Genomic DNA, 21,367 nt, shown 5'->3' on the forward strand with positions numbered 1-21,367 from the left:
GATTTAGCTCCTGATTGCCCAGAACTGCATTTCCATGCCCGGGAAACTGCCGGCCACGTGGAATGCGAAGCCGCTGGCGTTGTCGAGCATTTGCCAGGCCTGGCTCTGGTCGTCCAGGCGGAAGTACACGAAGCCGGCGTGGTAAGGCAACTGCCGGGGTGCAACCGGTAACGCAGCGAGCGGAATTCCCGGCAGCTGCAGGCTGATGAGATCCCGTATTTTCTCCACCGAGGCCACCTTGCACTGCTGGGTGAACTGCTTGCGCAGATCGTCCAGCGGCATGTCGGCTTTGACCGCAAGAATGAATTCCGCATCCCGGACCAACTGGGCATCCTGAACCGGGGCCACGGTCAGGCCATACTGGCGCTGCTGAAGCTGGATAGCCAGGGCTCTTGGTTCCAGCACCGTGCTCAGGGACTGCCGCAGAACCTGCATGAGCGGGGTAAAACAATCCTCCGGCAGATCGTGGTCATAGGCCGGGTACTCCCTCGGCAGGCGCCCTTCATCGGTGAAGGTCACCAGCTCGCCACACAGTTCCAGCAGGGCTTCGAACAGCCGTTCAGGATGCAACTGGCGCAGGCGGGCCAGGTGCATGAACCTGGGATGGGCCCGATTCAGCATCTGCAGCAACATGAAATCCGCCACGTCGGCAACACCGCCCTGCCCCGGTGCACCGACACGCTCGGCGATATTGCGTGCCCGCTCCCGCATCAGTCCGGCCATTTCACCGACAAATCTCTGGAGCCTGGGTGCGGCTCGCACACTCAGCATGGTGGGGAGGAAGTTCGGATCCATCACCAGGCTTCCGTCCGGGCGCTTTTCAAGAATCCGGCCGATAGCCAGGGCCGCATAGGCGCTGCGATCTTCCCGCTCCAGCATCAGGCGGGGCGCCACGCGGCCCACATCAATGGTGTGAGCATCGCCGTCGATAGAATGCAGATCCCGGATTTCCCGGGAGTCGGCACGGAACCGGCCGGCCACGGGGGCGTCCGGCCATTCCACTTCCGCCAGGCTTTCACTGCCCAGCGGCAGCGCCAGGTAGACGACCTGATTGGCCACTGAGGCTTCGGTGATTTCCATCGGTTCAGGCATCACGTCTTCCTGGGGCAGACTGAAGCGGGTGCCATCCGGGAACAGGCCGGATGCCCGAACCAGGCCAACCCGGCCGAAACTCAGGTACTCTGCGTTCAGTTCCAGGTCGCTGAAGCCATAAAGATAATCGGAGATCGCGAGCGCCCGTTCATTGATCTGGTGTTCCAGATATCGCTGCTGTTGCTGGAAGTGTTGGGGCTTGATGAACAGGCCATCACTCCAGACGACTCGATTGGTTACCGCCATCAGGTGTCATCCGAATGCTTGAGTTGAACTTCCCGCTCCCGCAGGTTCACCAGCAGGTTGTAGCGGCCGCCGATTGGATCCACCTTCACCACCTTCTTCCACTGAGACAGGTTGGGATAGGCGTAAAAGGCGATCACGCCGATAAATCGGGTGTCCTGGCCAATCTCGAAGGGTTCGATGAACTTGAACTGGCCCGGCACCAGGGAGTAATCGCTGTGATCGACATAGTTCTGGCCCAGTGACGACTCGAGGTCACTCAGTAGCTGGTCGAAATCCCCGGCCATCAACAGTGAGCTGTCGCGCATCTCGATGATCTGAAACGCAATGGGCGTGGGTGCCAGAGATTCGTTCGGGTTTACATCCGGTTCGGCCACCATGGTCAGACCGACCCGGCTGGGCAGATCCTCCGGGTACCCCACCGGGATATCCGGGTCCCAGAGCACTTTTGCGGTTTTGGTGACCGCGTTATATGGGGTGCTGCATCCGGCAAGCACGAATACGATGGCCAGCAAACTCCATTTGCAGGTCTTCACAACGGGTTCTCCCTCTGTAGTTGGCGCAGGTTCTGGTCGTAAGCCTGTTCGAACACTTCCTGGAACAGGCGCTCGAATCCCTGCTGACGACTGGATTTCAACTCTCGGTAATAATGCTGGTACATATCCCAGGCCCAGCGCCCCTCGTCCTCGTTCTGGCGCAGTCCCCGACGGTAACCATGGAAACGACGCAGCAAGGCCTCGGGCGAAAAGGCATGCAGGATGGCCTCCAGCGCCTCGCTGATGGCCTCACGGGTTGCCTGCTGGTGGTGATCCAGGCTCTGCAGACTCTCCCGCACCGCCGCCGGCGCCGACAGGTGAACCGGGCTACGATGGCTGGCGAACAGGGTCTGCACCGTATCTTCATAACCCTCACCCAACCGCAGTGGATTATCCTCAATGGGTTGCAGGCGGGTTCGCAGCGCCTGATGCCTGCTGTCTTCTCCCTGGTGCAGCGCCAACAACCCTTCCACGGTCGCCTTCAGAGTCTGCCCCGCTTCCTCCAGGAACAGACGCATCTCATCGCTGTCAGCAAAGTCCAGCCCGGCTTCCATACCCCGCAACAGGGGGGCACCACTGATGTGTTTGCTGCTCTGATCTGAAGCCTCCCGGCGATCAGCGCTCTTTGCAATCTCAGGCATCCTGTCTTTCTCTCCTTTGCGAACGGGTAGGCCCATTGCTACGTCGCGGTTTTCACGGTACTCATCCGAAACATGCCTTTCAGCGGCGCGCCAGGAGGTCTCGCTGGCCATCAGCGCATCAGTATCCGACTTCTGCTCGTCCGGCTGCCCGTTCCAGGGCGCCAATGGGTCATCACTGACGGCCTCCCCGGCTACCAGGGCAAGATTCTGCAGTGGCTCCGGGTTCCCGGTCTGGCTGGTTAAGTCCTCGGCCCGCATCAGCGGCCCTTCATCGACATCAATCAGTTGCCCGGCCTGCTCTGCTTCACCGCTCTCAAGCAACGGTTCGCCAACACCCTCGGCCAGCTCCGCACGAAGTTGGTAGCGACCAATACTGACGGTATCACCATGATTCAGTCGTGCCCGACGGCCCCGACCCACAGGCTGACTTGCGCTATTGATGTAAGTCCGGCCACTGCGATCAATCAGGCAGAAGCCGCCGTCCAGAAAACGGATCTCCGCGTGGCCGGGAACCGCACCCGTTCGCTGGGAGGATAACCGCCAGGTATCACTGGCTGCTGTACCGATAGAGCCACCGCGAACGCTGAAACAGTGCTCGATGGTTGCCCCACCGCCGGCAACGGTCGGATTGGTAACTGTCAGCTTGAGGCCCGCAGCCTGTTGTTCATCCATGAATGCCTTCCCTGCCGGGTTTACCGGCGAATCTGAATCCGGACCGCCGGTCGGCGCCGAGCCTTTTCCGGGGTCACGAAGGAATTCCAGCCCAGCCGGACATCTTCCCCCAGCTCCATGGGGCGGATGTCTTTCGGACGCATTTGAAGCTCCAGGTCGTAGGCCAGTTGCTCCCGTGTAGCGAACTCCACGAGTTTGACCAGGCGCTGGTGGTCCTGGCCATTGGGCAGGAAATCCGCAAAGCGCTGTCGGCTGAGATTCCGCAACCGGAGCACGAATTTGCCACTGCGATCCCGAATGGCCGATCCCACCAATGTGTCGCTGCCCAGAGAGGCGTTGGCCTGGCCCAGTCGGGTCTGTTGATCATCGGCGATGGCCACCTTGCGCAGGACCCACTGTTCAATACTGACATCGTCCAGATCGAAGCAATGGGCGACGATGCCGCTCACCACCTCCGGCGACCGGCTGCGACCGGCCATCAGGCCGGAATAGGCCAGCATCTTGGACCAGTTAACCGGTGTTGCCTCCCGCAACCGGCTGTCGCCGAGTCCTATCAGGGCAAAGATCAGTTCTGAAAAGCCGTCCGAGGCACCGGGTTGAAACCGAACGTAATAGCGATACTTGCGCCACGCCCGGTGGAACAGCGTGACCAGGCGGTGATTGAAAAAATCAAGAAAATGCCGCCGGATGCCCAGATTCTGCCCCGCTTCCCAGGCCAGATCCTCCAGGTAATAGCCCGGCAACGGCGACTGGGAGCCGTGCAACCCCAGAAAGCTGACTTCCATCTGATACGGCGCATGCTCGTGCTCCGGCGACAGCGCCGAAACCACATCGCTGCCGGGAAACCCCAGCCCCGCGGAGGCGGAAAACCGGATCCGTTCCTGACGGGGCTGGTCGTCGCTGTTCCGCTCCAGATCATCCCCGTGGTGCCGGTGAATCAGATCCACCAGCTGGAAAAAACTGTATCGCCGCGCATTGCCCAGAACGGGTTGCAGCTCGGCTACATCAGCGGCTGCTGACCTTGCTGTAACGTCCATGTGTACCGTTCCTGATTATCGGTGTTCACCACTTCCAGTTGGTGAAATGCGTTGATACTGGCGTAAAGAGCAAAGAACTGGCTGAGAACCGTGCCAAACAGGTAAAGATCACCCTCCGATGCAAAGGCCTGCTGGTCCAGTTTCAGTACCGAGCGAATTCCCCGCACCGGCAGGCCCTTGACCATCCGGTCAACCGGAGCCGTCTCGATACCGGTAATACCAGCCAGACGCTTCTGGGATACCCGCTCCGCCTGACGGTCCACCAGAGCCCGGAAATCATAGACCCGCAGCACCGTGCGCAGGGCATCCACGTCCAGCATGGACAGGTAATTGAGTGACAGATTCGAGATCAGCGTCCACAACAGGCTGCCATCCAGGGTTGGCCGCAGGGTCGCGGTGGGCCGGGTAATGTTGCTGAAGGTGGCAAACGCCGGCGTGCTCTCGGTCGCCATGCAGATTTCGCCAACCGCCAGCTGGCTGGGCAACTGGCGGTTGGTACAGGTCAGGGTCAGGGAAACCGCTTCTTGCCGGCTCAGGCACTCGGATTCGTCGCCCCGGACAAATGACATGTAATGATCAAAACCGTCCCCGCGCACGCTGTCCCGGGCCCGGACCCGGTAGTACAGGGCGGTACGTCCCCGGTCCCGTTCCACCTCATGCTGGAAACTCTCGAAGGCCGTGTAGATGCGGGGCTCACCGCGCCCGGACCGACCCTCCAGCCAGCCTTCCACCTGCTCGATGCTGAACACCTCGTAGTGGTCCGGGGAGCGGCTGGAAGGCGAAATCCGGTATTCGGTCTGGCGGCCGTTCAGATCCACCGGTTCGCCTTCATGGGTAAACAGGTTCACCGCCGGTGTGCAGTAGAGCTGAAAATTGTCTTCCCGCACCTTGGCGTCCGGCGGCAGGATACGGCTGAAATGGAAACGCAGGCTGATTTCGTCCGCCTGCAGCGCAGGCAGCCGGCGTGCCAGGCCGTGGATGTCCACGAAACGGAAGGCCTCAGGGAAGCTGAGGTATTCCTGCAGAATGCGGTAGCCGGGGTAGGCGTTCTTTGGGTACGGTAGCAGAGCCTCATCGTTGCCAAATCCCACCGGCTGCAACAGCGAGGCCGGCAGGCGGTATAAAGCGTCCCCCACCACCAGATCGATGCGTTCGAGATAGTGGTTCAGCCAGAGAAACAAGGTTTCGGCGATATGACTCTCGCCGCCCAGATAAAAGCGCAGGCTTTCCATACCCAGTGACGACAGGGGCTGATCGGTATGCAGCGCAAGGTCCACGGTGACAGACGATACCTCGCGCGAGTGTTCGGCATGGGCCGCGGCAACGCTCACGGGAAATACGTCCACCGCGCGGCAGGTGCGGAACCGGCACTGGGTCTGGCGATTGGCATCGCCCAGGGGCCGGCTCTTGATCTCGGTGTGGCGGTCTACCCTCTGGCGCTCACTGATGGCATGCAACTGCGGATCAAAGCGCATGATCGTGCAACTGGGTACCGGCCGCAGATAATTCGGCCACAACATGTTCAGCAGCGAGTGGGTAATCTCCGGGAACTCGTCCTCGACCTTTTCCCGGAGCTTTCCGGTCAGGAAAGCAAAACCTTCCAGCAGCCGTTCAACATCTGGATCGGTGCTCTGCTCGGACAGAAACCGTGTCAACTGCGGATGGGCATCCGCGAATTCCCGGCCCTGAAGCCTGAGAAAACTCAACTCGTCCCTGTAGAACCGATTTAACTTCATACAACTACCGCATCCTTGGGAGTATGAGACGGTCGGTACACTTTTCTTCCGGGAAAAAACAACTCGCTGCGCTCAGACATTTTTTTCCCTGCAGAAAAGCATCCCCACCGTCTCTCGCCATCCTTGGTGTTTGCTTATCCGTTTCGTTACACCACCTGGTAGTAACGTTTGTCATCCAATACTAAATCTATGGTCGTTTTGTCGTCATTTGCGCCGACATTCAGGTACACGGTCACCTGAAACCGCAACTGCAGCGGATCGGGTCCCTGGGGCAGATTAACCACATCCACCCGCTTCACCCTGGGTTCGAACTTCTCGATGCACTGCCGGATCGCGCCACGGATCTGGACGCTCAGATCGTGGGTGCCGAGCGTGGCGTCGTTGAAGTCCAGCAGGCCCAGATCCGGCACGCTGGCGCTGTTGCCCGGGTGGGCGTTCAGCAGCCGAACCAGATGGCGCTTGATGGATTCAACAACGTGGGTGACTTCTCCCATACTCTGGCCGGCCGGTTCGGCAGCCTGCTCCAGTCTCTCGAACAGGCTGCCGCTGCCGGCCTGCGATCCGTCGCTGGCCGGGTGCTGGAACACGGATTAATCCTTGTCCAGCCGGCCAACCAGTGACAGTTCGAAGTTGGCACCCATGTACTTGAAGTGGGGCCGAACCGCCAGGGACACCTGGTACCAGCCCGGATCGCCTTCCACGTCAGAGACGGTGACCTGTGCCGCGCGCAGGGGTCGACGGCTGCGGACCTCCGCGGGCGGGTTTTCCTGATCGGCCACGTACTGGCGAATCCAGGTGTTCAACTCACGCTCCAGGTCCTGGCGCTCCTTCCATGAGCCGATCTGTTCCCGCTGCAGAACCTTGATGTAGTGGGCCAGGCGGTTGACGATCATCATGTAAGGCAGCTGGGTACCCAGCTTGTAGTTGGTTTCCGCTTCCTTGCCTTCCTTGGTGTTGGGGAACTGCTTGGGTTTCTGCACCGAGTTGGCGGAGAAGAAGGCCGCGTTATCGCTGCCCTTGCGCATGGTCAGGGCAATGAAGCCCTCGTCTGCCATTTCGTATTCGCGACGATCGGTGATCAGCACTTCGGTCGGGATCTTGGCTTCCAGCTGACCGAAGGATTCGAACAGGTGCACCGGCAGGTCCTCGACTGCGCCGCCACTTTGGGGACCGATGATGTTCGGACACCAGCGGTATTTGGCGAAGCTTTCGGTCAGGCGGGTGGCCAGCAGGTAGGCTGTGTTGCCCCACAGGTAATGCTCGTGGTCCGCCGATACGTCTTCCTTGTAGTTGAAGCTGCGCACCGGGTTTTCGGTGGGATCGTAAGGTACCCGCAGCAGGAAGCGCGGTGAAGTGAGCCCCAGATAGCGGGCGTCTTCGGATTCACGCAGAGAGCGCCATTTGGCGTATTTCGGGCCTTCGAAAACGGCCTTCAGTTCCTTGATGGCGGGCAGTTCCTGGTAGCTGTCGACGCCGAAGAACGACGGGGCCACCGAGGACAGGAACGGGGCATGGGCCATCGCTCCGACAGATGACACGTACTGCAGCAACTTCATGTCTGGTGTAGACGGGGTAAAGGCGTAGTTGCCAACAACCGCGCCGACCGGTTCACCACCGAACTGGCCATATTCCGTGGAATAGATGTGCTTGTAGAAGCCGGTCTGGGTGACGTCGGGCGCGAACTCGAAGTCTTCCAGCAGTTCGGTCTTGGTGGCGTGGAGGATATCCACCTTGATGTTTTCGCGGAAGTCGGTGCGATCGACCATCAGCTTCAGGCCACGCCAGGAAGACTCCAGTTCCTGCAGCTTGGGCGCGTGCAGGATTTCATCCATCTGGGCGCTGATCTTCCGATCCAGCTCAACCACCATCTGGTCCACCAGAGCCTTATTGACCGGTTGGCCTTTCTCCTCGCTTTTCAGCAGGTTGGCGATAAACGTTGCCACGCCCTTGCGAGCGACATCGTAACCCTCATCCGCCGGGGCCATACGGCTGTTGGCCATGACCTGGTCCAGCAAAGACCCTTCTGCAACGGATTCGGAGGCAGCAGATTGCTGCACAGCAGTATCAGACATACCACATCCCTTCAGTACGTTTTGAATTCAATCGGAAGTTATGAGCGCGCGTTCGCTTACTCGTTGCTGTCGGTGGCCAGTTCCAGTTCGGCCAGCAGCTTGTCCCGGGCGTCGTCGTTGTCCAGCAGTTCCTGGAGCTTGGAGCGGAACGACGGCACGTTACCCAGAGGGCCTTTCAAGGCCACCAGGGCTTCCCGCAGTTCAATCAGCTTGTTCAGCTCCGGAACCTGACGGGCAACGCTGTCGGGGGAGAAATCATCAAGAGTCTGGAATTCCAGGTTTACCGGCAGTTCGTCGGCTTCCTCATCCAGCTTGTTGGTCACGGTGGTGGAAAGGGTCAGGCCGGCTTCCTTCATGACCGAACGGAAATTGTTCTTGTCGACGGAAATGGCCTTGCGATCTTCGATCGGGGTTTCTTCGGCGTGTCCCTTGAAATCACCAACAACGAACATCTTCAGCGGCAATTCGGTTTCTGCCTGCTGATCTCCGGTGGCGGGGACGTACTTGATATTGATGCGCTCTTTAGGCGCGACGGAACCGTCTTTTGAAGACATGCGCTTGCTCCCTGTGCAAATCATTTGCAATTGTTCAATCCCTTGTACGCACCCTCCTGGCACGCAACGAGAAAAACTCTACACAGATCATTTGCCTTTCTCAAGCAAAAACTGGCCAGCATTTTTCCGTAATGTGCACCCGGGCAAGCTTTTGCCAGAATGCCCGGGCTTTCCTTTCCGCCAATAACCAAAGAAGATTCGGTCAATGACGGAGCCAGTGGCGGTGGCTATACTCGCTCAACAAACAGGACCAAAGTAAAACCATACGGAGATCAACATGAGTGACCTGAAAACCCGCTTCGACGAAGCCGTTAACTATATCCAGACCGCTGAGGGCGACTTCAAACCCTCCAACGAGATGAAACTGGAATTCTATGCCCTCTACAAGCAGGCCACCGAGGGTGATGTGTCCGGCAAGCGCCCGGGCATGATGGATTTTGTCGGCCGCGCCAAGTTTGATGCCTGGGAGAAGCTGAAAGGCATGTCCAGCGATGATGCCATGCAGAAGTACATCGACAAGCTCGAAGCCCTGAAATAACTAGCGTTCCAGCCCAGACTCTGGTCATAAACTGACCAGAGTCAATCTTCCTGAATAAAGCTTTGCGCTCGTAAATCTCTTGTCATAAGATGCGCCCAAAATAACAAGACCAATTCATCAGCAAGAGTTATTTATGGACATCACCGAGGCGCTGGAACAGTCCCAGCCAGGCTTAGTGGCACGGGTCAAGGACGCCATTCACAAGCACAAGCTCAATCACCGCTCAGAGCAGACCTACCTTCACTGGATCACCCGATTCGTGCTGTTCACCGATCTGAAGGATCCTGATGCACTGGCCAATGAAGATCGCCAGCTCTTTCTCGAGTATCTGAGTGATCGCATGCGGGTATCCCGCGCGCGTTTCAATCAGGCCAGCCAGGCCCTGGCATTCTTTTATGAGGATGTACTGGGTAGGACGGCTACCGGTAACGACGGCTGCGCCGCCGCCTGACATTCTGCCTCAACGCTCGTTCATATTGATGTTCAGAGCGTCGTAGGTGCGGTTCTCCGGCGGACGAATCACGTAGTTGTTACTGTGGGTTTGCCCGGGAATGGACTTGGGATTACTGAACCGGAACTCCACCGGAATCTGGGAACGGCCAAGGTCAGTGCGGCTATCACCAGGGCGAAGGCCCAGCGGATCCAGGTAAAAATCGTCCTCAACCCGGGGCTTCAGTGGAACACCCGCAGCCGGCGCCGACAAACCACCCTCGATGACCGTGTTGGCCAGGGTCTCCTCCTCCATGGAGTTAAGCTGGATAGTATGGATTGTTGAACGCTCCTCATAATGGAAAGCGGTGTCCTGCTTGTCGCTCTGCGCAAACGCCCCACCCGTAAAAACGGGAACGGCAATCAGCCCCGCCAACACCAGCGGTTTGCTTAGCCTGCTCTGGACGTTCCTGGTTCTTCCACGCATACCCATGGCAATTACCCCGGCAGACTATCCTGTCTGCGTACAGTTGTGACAAATTTTGATCAGTTTATCGACAAATCACACAACCTGCCCGGGCACTCGCCAATTTTGTGACATCATTCACTTGTCGTCGGCGGGCGCCTGGTAACGAATACCAACCACGAATACCGACTTCCAGCCTTCCGGAGTGCGAACGCTCACCTCATCGTCCAGGCGTTTGCCAATCAGGGCCCGGGCCAGGGGTGAGTTGATGCTGAGATAGCCTTTGTTCAGATCAAACTCGTCCGCGCCTACCAGCCGATAGGTCTGTTCCTCGCCCTCCTCGTCTTCCACCGTTACCCAGGCACCAAAAAACACCTTGTCGCGGTCATCTGGTAAACGGTCAACCACTGTGAGTTCTTCCAGGCGCTTGCTGAGGAAACGCACCCGACGGTCGATTTCCCGAAGCTGCTTCTTGCCGTAGATGTACTCGGCATTCTCGGATCGATCACCAAGGGCGGCGGCCTCACGCACGGCCTGAGTCACTTCCGGGCGCTTGACCTTCCAGAGATACTGCAGTTCGTCACGCAAGGCCCGTTCGCCTTCCGGCGTGATGTATCTAGGGCGGGGGCCGCCATTACCGGGAACCTGGGTCATTGGTCTCGCAACGTCCTCTACCAATTGGAAATCAGAATATGGAAGGGCATAAAAAAACCCCGTAAAAACGGGGTAAGGCTAGCGCTGTGCTGGAGGGAGAAGCAAGCAACAAATCTGCAGGCTTCCAAAGCTACAGTTTCAATTATGCACACCAAGGATTACACCGGCGTGGCCAAGGAATTACCTTTTGGTCAGGGAAACTACGAACGCTGGCTTCGGGAATTAGGTTGCAGACTCTAGGATCGGAGCATAACGTAAGAGCATATTGTTTCTCACAGATTCCCTTCACGGAGACACCAACATGAATACCCAAACGCTGCTGAACATGGCACTTAATGGCGTGGATGCTATTGGCTACCGGTTGGACCAGTACGGCATTACCGGCAAGATCAACCGTCACAACATTGCGGCTTTTCTGGCGGCAGAGCAGAAGCATCTGGAAGGTGAGTGGGACAGCGTTCAGGTGCGGGTAAATCGTCGCCGCTCTCAGGTTGAAAAGATTACCCACGAGATCGAGTCCCGCAAAGACGCCCTGATCGGCCCGGTGCTGTCGAAGATCAACCGGTTCCGCGCCAGTCAGTGAGTATCTACACCAGTGGATTCTGAGGCGGTTCGGGTTTCCCCGGCCGCTGAATCCGCCGGCTGCTCGGCTTGGGCTGCGCGGATTCGCTTACGAGCTTCGGTAAAGGCAGGCATTCTTACCGCTACAGTCAGCCCCGGCGGGGTTTCACCAGGCTGTGTATCACTCAGAACAATCCGGCCCTGATGAATCTCTGCAACAGCGCTCACCAGGCTGAGCCCCAGGCCGTTACCCGGTAGCGACCGACTCTTGCCCACCCTGTAGAAACGCTGGAAAACCTGGTCTTTCTCAGCATCGGGAATCCCAATGCCACTGTCGCGAACTTCAAAGACGGCTTCAGCGCCCTCCCGGCGAACGGCAACGCCAATCACGCCATGCTCGGGGGTGTACTTGATCGCATTATCAATCAGATTGCTGACCATCTGGAACAGAAGGTCACGATCACCCTCAATCTTCACACCGCTTTCCAGCTCCTGTTCAAAGGACTGGTCCTTATCCTCTGCCAGCGCTTCATAGAGTTCGCAGGCATCGGCAACCAGCTCGTCCAGCGATACCGGCTTCATATCTGCGGTATTGCCACGGGTTTCCAGTCGGGCGATGCGCAACAGGGCGTTAAAGGTTGCCAGCAACTGGTCAGCTTCGGCAACGGCACGGCCAGCCTGCTCCCTTGCTTCGTCGTTATCCACCGACATCAGGGTGTTTTCCAGCTGGTTGCGTAGGCGGGTCAGGGGGGTACGCAAATCGTGGGCAATGCTGTCGGAAACGTGCCGAATACCTTCCATCAGGTACACAATCCGGTCGAGCATCTGATTCAGGTTTTCCGCCAGCTGGTCGAAATCATCGTCGGTGCCGCGGGTTGGAATTCTCAGGGACAGATGGCCGTTCATGATCCGGCGGGAGGTGTTGTTGATCACCTCGATGCGCCGGGTCGTGCTCCGGCTCATCAAAAAACCACCGAGTAACGCGAGTGCAAGGGTGATCCCCATTCCCCAGTTAATGGCGGTTTCAATCACCCGCTTGAGATTGGTGAGTTCGTCGACGTCACGGCCCACCAGCAGGCGCAAGCCACCCTGAACCTCAAAAATTCGCGCGCGGGCGAGGCGTTCGGGCCCGGTCCAGCCCACGGATTCATTGAGGGTGAAATTGATCCAGCCACTCTCGGAACGGCTGCCTTCCGGCCAGGTTTCGATATTGCCGGCCAGCTTGAGGAAGTCATCGGTGGTCAGCAGGTAGATGGATTTGGCGTTGGGGTCGCGGGCAACACGTTCACGGATGATGGTGATGAGACCATTTACGCCACGGCCACGATACTGCTCCGCCAGACCGGCGATTTCTGCTTCAATGGTTTCGTCGGTCTGGGCGGTCATGAAGCCCGCCGTACGCCAGTAGATAAAGGCCAGTAACAGAAATACCGAGGTGGCAAACACCACCATGTACAGCAGGGCTAGCTGGAAGGACGAGGTCCTGAGCTGGCTAAGCAGTTTCACGTAACATGTACCCTGCACCCCGAATGGTCTGCAGTAAGGGTGTATCGAATTCCTTATCGATCTTGGCTCGCAGCCGGCTGATGTGCACGTCAATCACATTGGTCTGGGGATCAAAATGATAATCCCAGACTTTCTCCAGCAGCATGGTCCGGGTGACCACCTGGCCGGCATTACGCATCAGGTATTCCAGCAGACGGAACTCCCTGGGCTGGACATCAATATTCTGGCCGGCACGCTTTACCGTGCGCGCCAGCAGGTCCATTTCCAGGTCCGCCACCCGCAATACGGTTTCGGTTTCGGCCGACTGGCGATTACGCCGCACCAAAGACTCGATACGCGCCAACAGTTCGGTGAACGAGAAGGGCTTGGTCAGGTAGTCATCCCCGCCGCCTCGTAAACCTTCAACACGGTCGTCCACATCACCCAGGGCGCTGAGAATCAGAACAGGCACCTGGTTTCCGGTCGCACGTACCGTTTTGATAATGGACAGACCGTCCATGCCCGGCAGCATGCGATCCACAATCATGATGTCGTAATCTTCGCTGGCCGCCATCATCATGCCTTCCTTGCCATCGGCCGCATGATCGACCACGAAGTCGGATTCCTTCAGCCCTTTGACAAGATAATTTGCAACGTCCTGATCGTCTTCGATTACCAGCGCTTTCACCGGCTCTCCTCCCGATAGCGGATTACAGTAACGACAAGGGTACGAAGAAGTTGGCAACCCGGCCAGTTACGATCTTGTAAGAGGGTGTCGCCAATGGCGACGGTCAGACCTTCCTCTCAAACCAGCCGAGGCTGGCAGCCGTCGCCCCGGTGGGCCGGTATTCCGCGCTTACCCAGCCGTCATAACCCATGGCATCGATGGCCTCAAAAACATTCAAAAAGTTAATCTCCCCTGTGCCTGGCTCGTGCCGCCCGGGGTTATCGGCGAATTGAATGTGGCCAATCCAGGGCAACAGGCACTCCATTGAGCGCACCAGATCCCCTTCCATAATCTGCATGTGGTAGAGGTCATACTGCAGACGCAGGTTGTCTGCATCCACTTGCTCAATCAACGCGAGTACCTTGCCGGAGGTATCCAGCACGAAACCGGGCATGTCCACTCGAGAGTTAATGGCTTCCAGGCACAGAGTGATGCCCTCGTCCGCCAGCCTGCCCGCTGCCCAGCCGACATTGTCCACCAGCGTCTGCCAGGCAATGTCATCTGAAACATGATCTGGCTTCAGCCCTGCCAGGCAATTCAACTGGCGGCACCCCAGAGCGCGGGCATGGTCAATCGCCTGATCCACCCCGGCCTGGAACTCTTCAACTCGGTCCGGCAGGCAAGCGATGCCCCTCTCACCGGCATCCCAGTTACCGGGTGGCAGGTTAAACAGCACCTGAGTCAGCTTGTTGTCGTTCAGAATCTGACTAAGCAGCTCTTTGGGATAGGCGTAGGGGAACAGATATTCCACCCCCTCAAAACCGGCGGCCCGGGCCATGGCAAACCGCTCCGGAAAGTCCACTTCCGTGAACAGCATGGACAGGTTGGCAGCAAAACGGGGCATGGCGTTATTACTCCTTCGGGCCGCGGCCAAGGGAGCCAAGCAGGACACCGTTCAGGTGCTCCAGCTCCAGCAGCAAGCCACTGTGGTCGACATCACTGTGGCCATTGGCCACCAGCGACAGGTATTCATTGTGAGTCTGCTGGGCCAGGGGCAGGGTTAACCCTTCCGCACGGGCCTCATCCAGAATCATCCGCATGTCCTTTAGCTGGATCCGAGCCGGCGCGCCGGGTGCAAATTCCCGGTCGATCATCCGCTGGCCATGGAGCTCCAGAATCCGGCTACCGGCAAACCCGCCCAGCAAAGCCTCCCGCACGGCCGCAGGATCCGCACCGCCTTTCGCCGCAAGTAGCAACGCCTCGGACACGGCACCAATGGTGATTCCAACAATAGCCTGATTGGCCAACTTCGCCAGTTGCCCGGCGCCAACAGGCCCGATCCGCGTGCATGTGCCGAGCGCCTCGAAAACCGGCCGGGCGCGATCCACATCCGCTTCCAAACCACCCGCCATGATACTCAGGCGGGCTTCAGCCGCACCCACAGTTCCCCCGGACACCGGCGCATCCACATACCCAGCGCCCCGCTCTGCAACCAACTCGCCATGGCGCCGGGCAACGGAAGGTTGAATTGAACTCATATCGATCACCAGCGCGCCCGGCTTCAGGGCATCAATCACGCCCTGAGCCACCAATACCTGCTCCACCACATCGCTGTTCTCCAGCATGGTGATCACCACATCGGCACCGGCAACCGCCTCCACCGGGGATTCGGCAATGGTCGCCTCCGATGAAAAGGACTCGCACTTGCTGGACGTGCGGTTCCACAGCGTCATTGGAAAACCCGCGTTCAGTAGGTTACGGGTCATGGGCGCGCCCATCAGGCCGATGCCAAGAAATGCGATATGAGGATTAGTCGAGGTCATGTTAATTGGGCCTTACTCAAAGGTTCGGGGCGTGGTTGGGTAAGCGATTATACAAACAAAAACGCCACCAACCGGAACCGGTGGTGGCGTTTTAACTTTTCCAGCCTTTAGAGACCAGCCAATAACTCAGGCCGCCTCGGACATCTGCATGCGAATCTTCTTCATCGCATTCTTCTCAAGCTGCCGGATACGTTCCGCCGATACGCCGTACTTGTCCGCCAACTCATGCAGTGTTGATTTGCTCTCAGACAACCAGCGCTCCCGCAGAATATCCTGGCTGCGCTCATCCAGCTGCTCCAGAGCCTGCATCAGCCGGCCGTTGGAATCATCGGACCAGTCGGCGTTCTCAAGCTGGGTTGCCGGGTTGCTGCGAGTGTCTTCCAGATAATATGCAGGTGCCTGATAGGCGTTGTCGTCATCGTCATCCTGCGGACCGTCAAACGCCGTATCCTGGGAAGCCAGCCGGCCTTCCATCTCCCGGACAACCTTGGGCTCTACACCCAGATCCTCGGCAACAGCGTTCAGCTCGTCATGGCTCAGCCAGGCAAGCTTTTTCTTCTGGCTGCGCAGGTTAAAGAACAGTTTGCGCTGGGCCTTGGTAGTGGCCACTTTCACAATGCGCCAGTTGCGCAGGATAAATTCGTGAATCTCTGCCTTGATCCAGTGCACCGCAAAGGAAACAAGGCGCACGCCGTATTCCGGATTGAAGCGTTTAACCGCTTTCATCAGGCCAACGTTGCCTTCCTGAATCAGGTCGGCCTGTGCCAGACCATAACCCGAATAACTCCGGGCAATGTGAATCACAAAGCGCAGGTGAGACATAACCAGTTGACGGGCAGCTTCCACGTCGCCTTCGTAATGGAGCCGCTCTGCCAGCTCCCGCTCTTCATCCACTGTGAGCACCGGAATGCGGCTCGCAGCCTGAATATAAGACTCGAGATTCTGACCCGGAACCAGCCTATCAACCAGTTGTAAACTCGTACCCATGCTCTAACCTCCGAACCCAACGGCCCTTAAATATACCAATTACTCTTTAGACCGCCAAGAACCCTGAAAGTTCCCGAAATCTCCAGTAAAACGTTTTAAATCAACTGCCTGGAAATTTCACCGTGGCTTTACTGCCTCTTAACCTACGCCAGTAGAAGCCGTTTCTTCAATACGGTTTTCCCGCTATCCGGATCATCCCCCTCCGGCAATATCACCCGGCTCCATGTCATCCAGATGACGCTTCACCGCTACCCAGGCGCCCAGCCAGCCTAGCAGCATCGCAACAATTATCAACGCCAGGGCCCCATCAAACTGCAAACCGTCGAGGGAAAAATCACTCCGATACAGCCCTGCCAGCCGCTCTATGGGCCCACTGAGCCACCAGAGTGACAATTGCAATAATATAAGAGCAACAATCCCGCCACCGAGTCCGAACCAGGCGCCGGTGTACAGAAAGGGCCTGCGGACAAAGCTGTCTGTGCCACCGACCAGTTTCGCAACCAGAATTTCGTCCCGGCGGCTCTCAATCGAAAGACGCACGGTGTTGCCGATCACCAGCACAACTGCCGCAGCCAGCAGGATCGCCAGCGCCCAGACGGCACGGGCCAGAAGATCGGTCATGGCGTTCAGGCGCTGCAACCAACCCAGGTCTACCTGAACCCGCTCTACGCCTTCCATGCCCTCGATAAACCGCACCAACCCCTCCACACCCTCGGTGGAACGGGTGCCTTCCTCCGGGGTAATCAGCAGCGTATGTGGCAGCGGGTTATCTTCGAGATAATCCAGGGCATCTTCCAGGCCCGATGAGGCCCGGAACTCCGCCAGCGCCTGGTCCCGATCAACCAGCTCGACACCGGCCACCCGGCCGTCTCCGGCAATGTCATTGCCCAACACCCGGGCCCGCTCAAGCGGCACATCCAGCTCGATGTAGGCGGTCACCCGGGCACTGCTCTCCCAACCCGCGCTGACTCCCTGGAGGCTGGTCAGCAACAGCAGCAGCGCCACCGGCAAAGCCAGGGCAACCCCCATCACAGTCCAGGTCATCAGGCTGGCCACCGGATTACGCCAGAGACGCCGGGCGCTATCCTCGGCAACCTTGCGATGATGGGTGAAATAGCTTTCAGCCTGCTCGCGCCAGGGCGAACGGGCTTTGTTGGCACCCCGAGCTGGTTGTGACTTTTTGCGCGGATCAGCGGCCATTGGCACCTCCGCCAATAACCGAGGCGCCGCCGGTAACCAGACGGCCATGATCCAACTTCAGCGTTCGCCGCCCCATCTCGTTAATCAGGGCGATGTCGTGGGTTGCGATCAGTACGGTAACGCCAACCTGACTGAACTGCCCGAACAGGTTCATGATGTCGGCAGACAGGGCCGGGTCCAGGTTACCTGTGGGCTCGTCTGCCAGCAGCACCGGGGGCTTGTTCACCACCGCCCTGGCAATACCCACGCGCTGCTGCTCCCCGCCGGAAAGCTGCATCGGGTTCATCTTTTCCTTCTGCAACAGCCCCACCTTGTCCAGGGCGGCGCGCACACGACGCCCCGTGTCTCTGGGCGACGCACCCATGACTTCCAGAGGCATTGCCACGTTGTCGAAAACGGTGCGATCAAACAGCAGTTGGTGATTCTGGAAGACCACGCCAATGTGGCGACGAATGTAGGGGATCTGACGGCGGGGCAGACGGTTCAGGACCTGCCCGCCTACCACCACCTCGCCGGCACTGGGGCGCTCCATCACCATGATCAGTTTCAGCAGGGTACTTTTGCCGGCGCCGGAATGGCCGGTCAGAAACGCCAGCTCGCCGCGCTCCAGGCCAAAATTGACCTGCCGCAGGGCGGTGTGATCACTGTCGTAACGCTTGGTGACCTGGCGAAACTCAATCATGGGCGGCTTCCACGCGGCTGGATTCCGGGCTACTCGTCAAACAGAGCATCCACAAAGGTTTCGGCATCAAAGCTGCGCAGGTCGTCCACCTGCTCACCAACACCAATATACCGGATGGGCAACCGCAACTGTCGGGCGATGGCAAACACGATACCGCCTTTGGCCGTGCCGTCCAGTTTCGTTAACGTAATGCCGCTCACACCGACGGCCTGCTGGAACACCTGGGCCTGGCTCAGGGCGTTCTGGCCGGTGCCCGCATCCAGCACCAGCATCACTTCGTGGGGAGCGGATTCGTCCAGCTTTTTCATCACCCGGACCACCTTCTCCAGCTCCTGCATCAGGTTGTCCTTGTTCTGCAGTCGGCCGGCGGTATCGGCAATCACCACATCAACGCCACGGGATTTGGCAGACTGGATGGCGTCGAAAATAACCGAGGCGCTGTCAGCACCGGTGTGTTGCGCCACAACCGGCACGTTGTTGCGCTCACCCCAGACCTGCAACTGCTCGACCGCCGCAGCGCGGAAGGTATCGCCCGCGGCCAGCATGACCGATTTGCCTTCGTTCTGGAATTTCTTGGTGAGCTTGCCGATGGTGGTGGTTTTACCCACCCCGTTTACACCCACCATGAGGATGACGTAAGGGGTCTTGCCGGAGTCGATCTGCAGCGGCTTGGTCACGTCCTTCAGCAGCCCATGCAATTCATCCCTCAAGGCCTTGCGCAGGGCTTCCCCATCCTTGAGCTGATTGCGCTCGAGCTTGTCGGTGAGAGAATCAATGATTTCGGAGGTGGCGGTAACACCCACGTCGGCCATCAGCAGCGTGGTTTCAATTTCCTCCAGCAGCTCCTCGTCAATTTTCTTGCTCAGGGAGAACAGATCCGACAGGCCGCCGGTCAGGCTCGCCCGGGTCTTGCCCAACCCCTTTTTGATGCGCTCGAAAACGCTGACCTGTGGCTCGGGCTCCGGCGCTTTCTGCGGCTCTTCTGCCGGAGCGGGCTCGGGTGCCGGTTCCGGCTCAACCACCGGCTCTGGTTGCGGCTCGGCGGCAGGCGCTTCACTCTCGCCTTTTTCCGGCTCCGGAGCTGGCCCCTTGGCAACCTCTGGCTTGCGCTGTGGTACCGGCTTCGGGCGTGGCGCCCGGCTGCGGTTACCAGCGATATCCAGGACAAATACGAGCACAAGAAGGGCCAGAAGGCCGATTGAAATCCACTCTGCCGTCATAAAATTCAATCCATCAGTCTGAATGGGCGGGACAAAGAAAGCCGACATTCTAGCAGACTGTCCCGATGAAGTGAGGGCCGCCCGAATTATCACGCCAGTCCCGGTTTCCGGTAAGATGCGCGTAGATACCCAGAACCCAGCAAAGCCCCGGAGCCGCGACCATGGCGCGCCGAAAACCCACAAGCCAGAGCCCTTCAAGAACCAACCCGCCCAATCGCGGTGCGGCTGGGGCGCGCAACAACACCGGTACCGGTGAACTGCGAATCATCGGCGGCGACTGGCGCAGCCGGAAACTGCGATTTCCGGATGCCGGCGGCGTGCGGCCAACCCCCGCCCGAACCCGGGAAACCCTGTTCAACTGGCTCGCCTTTCACCTCGCAGGCAGCGACTGCCTGGATCTGTTCGCCGGCTCCGGCGCGCTTGGGCTGGAGGCCCTGTCCAGAGGTGCCGCACGAGCAACCCTGGTGGATCACACCCCGGCCCTGGCGAAGGCGCTCAGGGACAACCTCAGGCTGCTGAAATCCGAAGGTGGTGAGGTGGTGTGCTCAGATGTGGAGAGCTACCTGCGCCAGAGAACCCGACCGCCGTTCGATATCGTGTTCATGGATCCGCCGTTCCGCCAGGGCTGGCTGGAAAAACTGTTTACGTTGCTCGACGAGCAGGCCTGGATTAAGCCCGGCGGCTGGGTTTACGTGGAACACGAGAGCGAATTGCCGACCCCGGTAGTGCCCGCATCCTGGCGACTGCACCGTCAGAAAAGCGCTGGCCAGGTGACCTACTCGCTGTTCCGGGTCATTTCCGGGCCAGAATGAAAAAAGGGTCAGATGAAAGCTTTCATCTGACCCCATATTCACCGCCGAAGCAGGTTCAGGTCGATTCTATGCGCCGGATCAGGCCGAGGGTCTCAGCGAATACGCTCTGAGGTGCTCGGCAAACTCCTCGAGATACCGGATGCCGCTGGCTTCCGCCTCCCGACACCACTCCATCAGAGCATTCAGCTTGTCCTGGGGCTTGAGCCCACGCTGACGCCAAAGCGCCTGTAGCTCATGGCTCTTCTCGTAGATCTGGCGAAGCACCGCGTTACGTTCCAGCACAGACTCGAGAGTTTCCTTCTCCTTCGGATGAATAAGCGTAATCTCGCGGGAGAGCAGCTGCTTGAGCTTCCGATAACGGGGACGAATTTCATCATCCATCAGTGACTTCTGCTGGCGCAACACCGGTTCCATAACGCGCTTGCGGTACTGGCGCATGATGTCAAAGCGGTTATTGGCGATTGCCTGAACGGTTTCTACGTCCACCTCCAACTTGCCCGGTACATGGTGGGCAATCGGACGATAGCCCTTGGGCTTGGCCAGACCGAACAACTGGAACAGCCGGATGTAGCCCCAGCCGATATCCACTTCAAACCAGCGACGGGACAGCTTGGAGGAGTTCGGGTAGGTGTGGTGGTTGTTATGCAGCTCTTCACCGCCAATAAGAAGACCCAGTGGGCTGATGTTGCGGGCGTTGTCGGCACACTCGTAGTTCCGGTAACCCATCCAGTGACCAATGCCGTTAACCACGCCGGCAGCCCACACCGGGATCCACATCATCTGTACGGCCCAGATCCAGATGCCATGAACGCCGAACAATGCCAGGTTGATGACCGCCATCAACGCGATGCCCAGCATCTTGTATCGGCTGTAGACATTCCGCTCTACCCAGTCTTCCGGTGTCCGCTGGCCATAGCGCTCGAGCGTTTCGGGCGTCGCCGATTCCGCATAGAGTTCGGCGCCCTGGAACAGTACCTTGCGAATACCCAACACTACCGGGCTGTGGGGATCTTCCTCGGTTTCGCACTTGGCGTGGTGTTTCCGGTGGATAGCCGTCCATTCCTTGGTATTCTGGGCGGTGGTGAGCCAGAGCCAGAACCGGAAAAAGTGTTTCAGGGCCGGATGCAGATCCAGCGAATTATGCGCCGAGTGGCGGTGCAGGTAGAGCGTTACACTGACAATCGTGACGTGTGTCATTCCGAGGGTTACCAGAATGAGCTGCATCCACGACAGGTCAAGAAGACCGTTAAACCACATAGA

At 58.7% G+C, this 21,367-nt stretch carries 23 protein-coding genes; 4 read left to right on the plus strand and 19 right to left on the minus strand.

What is annotated here, in order from left to right:
• Nucleotides 1-3: 3 nt before the first annotated feature.
• The 8 genes from tssK to tssB all read right to left on the minus strand — a co-directional run bounded on the left by tssK (nt 4) and on the right by tssB (nt 8,583).
• The gene (gene tssK, locus ACO06L_RS12965; protein ID WP_064229635.1) at nt 4-1,338 is read right to left on the minus strand and encodes a type VI secretion system baseplate subunit TssK; all 1,335 of its coding nucleotides are present in this window, start codon (nt 1,336-1,338) and stop codon (nt 4-6) included.
• On the minus strand, nt 1,338-1,871 hold the full coding sequence (gene tssJ / locus ACO06L_RS12970) for a type VI secretion system lipoprotein TssJ (protein ID WP_064229634.1): 534 nt from the start codon (nt 1,869-1,871) through the stop codon (nt 1,338-1,340). Before tssJ ends, tssK begins: the two co-directional genes overlap by 1 nt.
• Nucleotides 1,868-3,184: a type VI secretion system-associated FHA domain protein TagH gene (tagH, locus tag ACO06L_RS12975; RefSeq protein WP_202346128.1), complete on the minus strand. Its 1,317-nt coding sequence runs from the start codon at nt 3,182-3,184 to the stop codon at nt 1,868-1,870. Before tagH ends, tssJ begins: the two co-directional genes overlap by 4 nt.
• Nucleotides 3,185-3,204: 20 nt before the next feature.
• Nucleotides 3,205-4,221, minus strand: a complete 1,017-nt coding sequence (gene tssG / locus ACO06L_RS12980; RefSeq protein ID WP_064229632.1) for a type VI secretion system baseplate subunit TssG — start codon at nt 4,219-4,221, stop codon at nt 3,205-3,207.
• Complete coding sequence (tssF, locus tag ACO06L_RS12985; RefSeq protein WP_202346129.1) at nt 4,185-5,957, minus strand: type VI secretion system baseplate subunit TssF; 1,773 nt, start codon at nt 5,955-5,957, stop codon at nt 4,185-4,187. The genes tssG and tssF overlap by 37 nt, the downstream gene beginning before the upstream one ends.
• A gap of 146 nt (nt 5,958-6,103) precedes the next feature.
• On the minus strand, nt 6,104-6,544 hold the full coding sequence (gene tssE / locus ACO06L_RS12990; RefSeq protein WP_008175712.1) for a type VI secretion system baseplate subunit TssE: 441 nt from the start codon (nt 6,542-6,544) through the stop codon (nt 6,104-6,106).
• Between the two features lie 3 nt (nt 6,545-6,547).
• Nucleotides 6,548-8,029, minus strand: coding sequence for a type VI secretion system contractile sheath large subunit (gene tssC, locus ACO06L_RS12995; protein WP_064229630.1), 1,482 nt, complete (start codon nt 8,027-8,029; stop codon nt 6,548-6,550).
• Between the two features lie 56 nt (nt 8,030-8,085).
• The gene (tssB, locus tag ACO06L_RS13000) at nt 8,086-8,583 is read right to left on the minus strand and encodes a type VI secretion system contractile sheath small subunit (protein WP_008175709.1); all 498 of its coding nucleotides are present in this window, start codon (nt 8,581-8,583) and stop codon (nt 8,086-8,088) included.
• Nucleotides 8,584-8,860: 277 nt separating this feature from the next.
• On the opposite strand from tssB, the gene ACO06L_RS13005 reads away from it, so the two are divergent.
• Entirely contained in the window at nt 8,861-9,121 is a 261-nt protein-coding gene (locus ACO06L_RS13005; RefSeq protein ID WP_069182250.1) for an acyl-CoA-binding protein, read from the plus strand.
• A gap of 133 nt (nt 9,122-9,254) precedes the next feature.
• Nucleotides 9,255-9,572, plus strand: a complete 318-nt coding sequence (locus tag ACO06L_RS13010; protein WP_064229628.1) for a site-specific integrase — start codon at nt 9,255-9,257, stop codon at nt 9,570-9,572.
• Nucleotides 9,573-9,581: 9 nt separating this feature from the next.
• On the opposite strand, the gene ACO06L_RS13015 is transcribed toward ACO06L_RS13010, so the two are convergent.
• Both ACO06L_RS13015 and greB read right to left on the minus strand, forming a co-directional pair.
• Nucleotides 9,582-10,037, minus strand: coding sequence for a hypothetical protein (locus ACO06L_RS13015; RefSeq protein WP_227715746.1), 456 nt, complete (start codon nt 10,035-10,037; stop codon nt 9,582-9,584).
• 117 nt (nt 10,038-10,154) lie between these two features.
• Nucleotides 10,155-10,670 carry a transcription elongation factor GreB gene (gene greB, locus ACO06L_RS13020; protein WP_064229626.1) on the minus strand — a complete coding sequence of 172 codons (516 nt, stop codon included), beginning with the start codon at nt 10,668-10,670 and terminating at the stop codon, nt 10,155-10,157.
• A 301-nt stretch (nt 10,671-10,971) separates the two neighbouring features.
• Between greB and ACO06L_RS13025 the strand changes: the two genes are divergently transcribed.
• Complete coding sequence (locus tag ACO06L_RS13025) at nt 10,972-11,253, plus strand: hypothetical protein (RefSeq protein ID WP_064229625.1); 282 nt, start codon at nt 10,972-10,974, stop codon at nt 11,251-11,253.
• Here ACO06L_RS13025 and ACO06L_RS13030 read toward each other — a convergent pair.
• The 8 genes from ACO06L_RS13030 to ftsY form a co-directional block, all read right to left on the minus strand.
• The gene (locus tag ACO06L_RS13030; RefSeq protein WP_064229624.1) at nt 11,247-12,737 is read right to left on the minus strand and encodes a HAMP domain-containing sensor histidine kinase; all 1,491 of its coding nucleotides are present in this window, start codon (nt 12,735-12,737) and stop codon (nt 11,247-11,249) included. The genes ACO06L_RS13025 and ACO06L_RS13030 overlap by 7 nt on opposite strands.
• Nucleotides 12,724-13,404 (minus strand): response regulator transcription factor, encoded by a 681-nt coding sequence (locus ACO06L_RS13035; RefSeq protein WP_008175694.1) that lies wholly within the window; start codon nt 13,402-13,404, stop codon nt 12,724-12,726. The genes ACO06L_RS13030 and ACO06L_RS13035 overlap by 14 nt, the downstream gene beginning before the upstream one ends.
• A gap of 103 nt (nt 13,405-13,507) precedes the next feature.
• Nucleotides 13,508-14,287 (minus strand): hydroxypyruvate isomerase, encoded by a 780-nt coding sequence (hyi, locus tag ACO06L_RS13040; RefSeq protein WP_202346132.1) that lies wholly within the window; start codon nt 14,285-14,287, stop codon nt 13,508-13,510.
• Between the two features lie 7 nt (nt 14,288-14,294).
• Complete coding sequence (locus tag ACO06L_RS13045) at nt 14,295-15,206, minus strand: NAD(P)-dependent oxidoreductase (RefSeq protein ID WP_202346133.1); 912 nt, start codon at nt 15,204-15,206, stop codon at nt 14,295-14,297.
• 126 nt (nt 15,207-15,332) lie between these two features.
• Nucleotides 15,333-16,193 (minus strand): RNA polymerase sigma factor RpoH, encoded by an 861-nt coding sequence (gene rpoH, locus ACO06L_RS13050; protein ID WP_064229621.1) that lies wholly within the window; start codon nt 16,191-16,193, stop codon nt 15,333-15,335.
• Between the two features lie 192 nt (nt 16,194-16,385).
• Nucleotides 16,386-17,393, minus strand: a complete 1,008-nt coding sequence (gene ftsX, locus ACO06L_RS13055; protein WP_202346134.1) for a permease-like cell division protein FtsX — start codon at nt 17,391-17,393, stop codon at nt 16,386-16,388.
• On the minus strand, nt 17,383-18,075 hold the full coding sequence (ftsE, locus tag ACO06L_RS13060; protein ID WP_202346135.1) for a cell division ATP-binding protein FtsE: 693 nt from the start codon (nt 18,073-18,075) through the stop codon (nt 17,383-17,385). The genes ftsX and ftsE overlap by 11 nt, the downstream gene beginning before the upstream one ends.
• A gap of 29 nt (nt 18,076-18,104) precedes the next feature.
• Nucleotides 18,105-19,295, minus strand: coding sequence for a signal recognition particle-docking protein FtsY (gene ftsY / locus ACO06L_RS13065; protein ID WP_202346136.1), 1,191 nt, complete (start codon nt 19,293-19,295; stop codon nt 18,105-18,107).
• Nucleotides 19,296-19,456: 161 nt separating this feature from the next.
• Here ftsY and rsmD point away from each other — a divergent pair, with 161 nt between their 5' ends.
• Nucleotides 19,457-20,107: a 16S rRNA (guanine(966)-N(2))-methyltransferase RsmD gene (gene rsmD / locus ACO06L_RS13070; RefSeq protein ID WP_202346137.1), complete on the plus strand. Its 651-nt coding sequence runs from the start codon at nt 19,457-19,459 to the stop codon at nt 20,105-20,107.
• 78 nt (nt 20,108-20,185) lie between these two features.
• Here the strand turns inward: rsmD and ACO06L_RS13075 are convergent, their stop codons facing one another.
• Nucleotides 20,186-21,364 (minus strand): DesA family fatty acid desaturase, encoded by a 1,179-nt coding sequence (locus ACO06L_RS13075; RefSeq protein ID WP_064229616.1) that lies wholly within the window; start codon nt 21,362-21,364, stop codon nt 20,186-20,188.
• Nucleotides 21,365-21,367 lie beyond the last annotated feature (3 nt).

The sequence above is a fragment of the Marinobacter sp. genome, assembly GCF_965229985.1.
Taxonomy (GTDB): Bacteria; Pseudomonadota; Gammaproteobacteria; order Pseudomonadales; family Oleiphilaceae; genus Marinobacter.

Excerpts from the sequence above, each read along its gene's own strand:
- tssC (WP_064229630.1), bottom strand. The coding sequence starts at position 8,029 with ATGTCTGATACTGCTGTGCAGCAATCTGCTGCCTCCGAATCCGTTGCA.
- tagH (WP_202346128.1), bottom strand. The coding sequence starts at position 3,184 with ATGGATGAACAACAGGCTGCGGGCCTCAAGCTGACAGTTACCAATCCG.
- greB (WP_064229626.1), bottom strand. The coding sequence starts at position 10,670 with ATGACCCAGGTTCCCGGTAATGGCGGCCCCCGCCCTAGATACATCACG.
- ACO06L_RS13010 (WP_064229628.1), top strand. The coding sequence starts at position 9,255 with ATGGACATCACCGAGGCGCTGGAACAGTCCCAGCCAGGCTTAGTGGCA.
- ACO06L_RS13015 (WP_227715746.1), bottom strand. The coding sequence starts at position 10,037 with ATGCGTGGAAGAACCAGGAACGTCCAGAGCAGGCTAAGCAAACCGCTG.
- tssF (WP_202346129.1), bottom strand. The coding sequence starts at position 5,957 with ATGAAGTTAAATCGGTTCTACAGGGACGAGTTGAGTTTTCTCAGGCTT.
- tssG (WP_064229632.1), bottom strand. The coding sequence starts at position 4,221 with ATGGACGTTACAGCAAGGTCAGCAGCCGCTGATGTAGCCGAGCTGCAA.
- rpoH (WP_064229621.1), bottom strand. The coding sequence starts at position 16,193 with ATGGGTACGAGTTTACAACTGGTTGATAGGCTGGTTCCGGGTCAGAAT.
- rsmD (WP_202346137.1), top strand. The coding sequence starts at position 19,457 with ATGGCGCGCCGAAAACCCACAAGCCAGAGCCCTTCAAGAACCAACCCG.
- tssB (WP_008175709.1), bottom strand. The coding sequence starts at position 8,583 with ATGTCTTCAAAAGACGGTTCCGTCGCGCCTAAAGAGCGCATCAATATC.
- hyi (WP_202346132.1), bottom strand. The coding sequence starts at position 14,287 with ATGCCCCGTTTTGCTGCCAACCTGTCCATGCTGTTCACGGAAGTGGAC.
- ftsE (WP_202346135.1), bottom strand. The coding sequence starts at position 18,075 with ATGATTGAGTTTCGCCAGGTCACCAAGCGTTACGACAGTGATCACACC.
- ftsY (WP_202346136.1), bottom strand. The coding sequence starts at position 19,295 with ATGACGGCAGAGTGGATTTCAATCGGCCTTCTGGCCCTTCTTGTGCTC.
- tssK (WP_064229635.1), bottom strand. The coding sequence starts at position 1,338 with ATGGCGGTAACCAATCGAGTCGTCTGGAGTGATGGCCTGTTCATCAAG.
- ACO06L_RS13075 (WP_064229616.1), bottom strand. The coding sequence starts at position 21,364 with ATGTGGTTTAACGGTCTTCTTGACCTGTCGTGGATGCAGCTCATTCTG.
- ftsX (WP_202346134.1), bottom strand. The coding sequence starts at position 17,393 with ATGGCCGCTGATCCGCGCAAAAAGTCACAACCAGCTCGGGGTGCCAAC.
- ACO06L_RS13025 (WP_064229625.1), top strand. The coding sequence starts at position 10,972 with ATGAATACCCAAACGCTGCTGAACATGGCACTTAATGGCGTGGATGCT.
- ACO06L_RS13005 (WP_069182250.1), top strand. The coding sequence starts at position 8,861 with ATGAGTGACCTGAAAACCCGCTTCGACGAAGCCGTTAACTATATCCAG.
- ACO06L_RS13045 (WP_202346133.1), bottom strand. The coding sequence starts at position 15,206 with ATGACCTCGACTAATCCTCATATCGCATTTCTTGGCATCGGCCTGATG.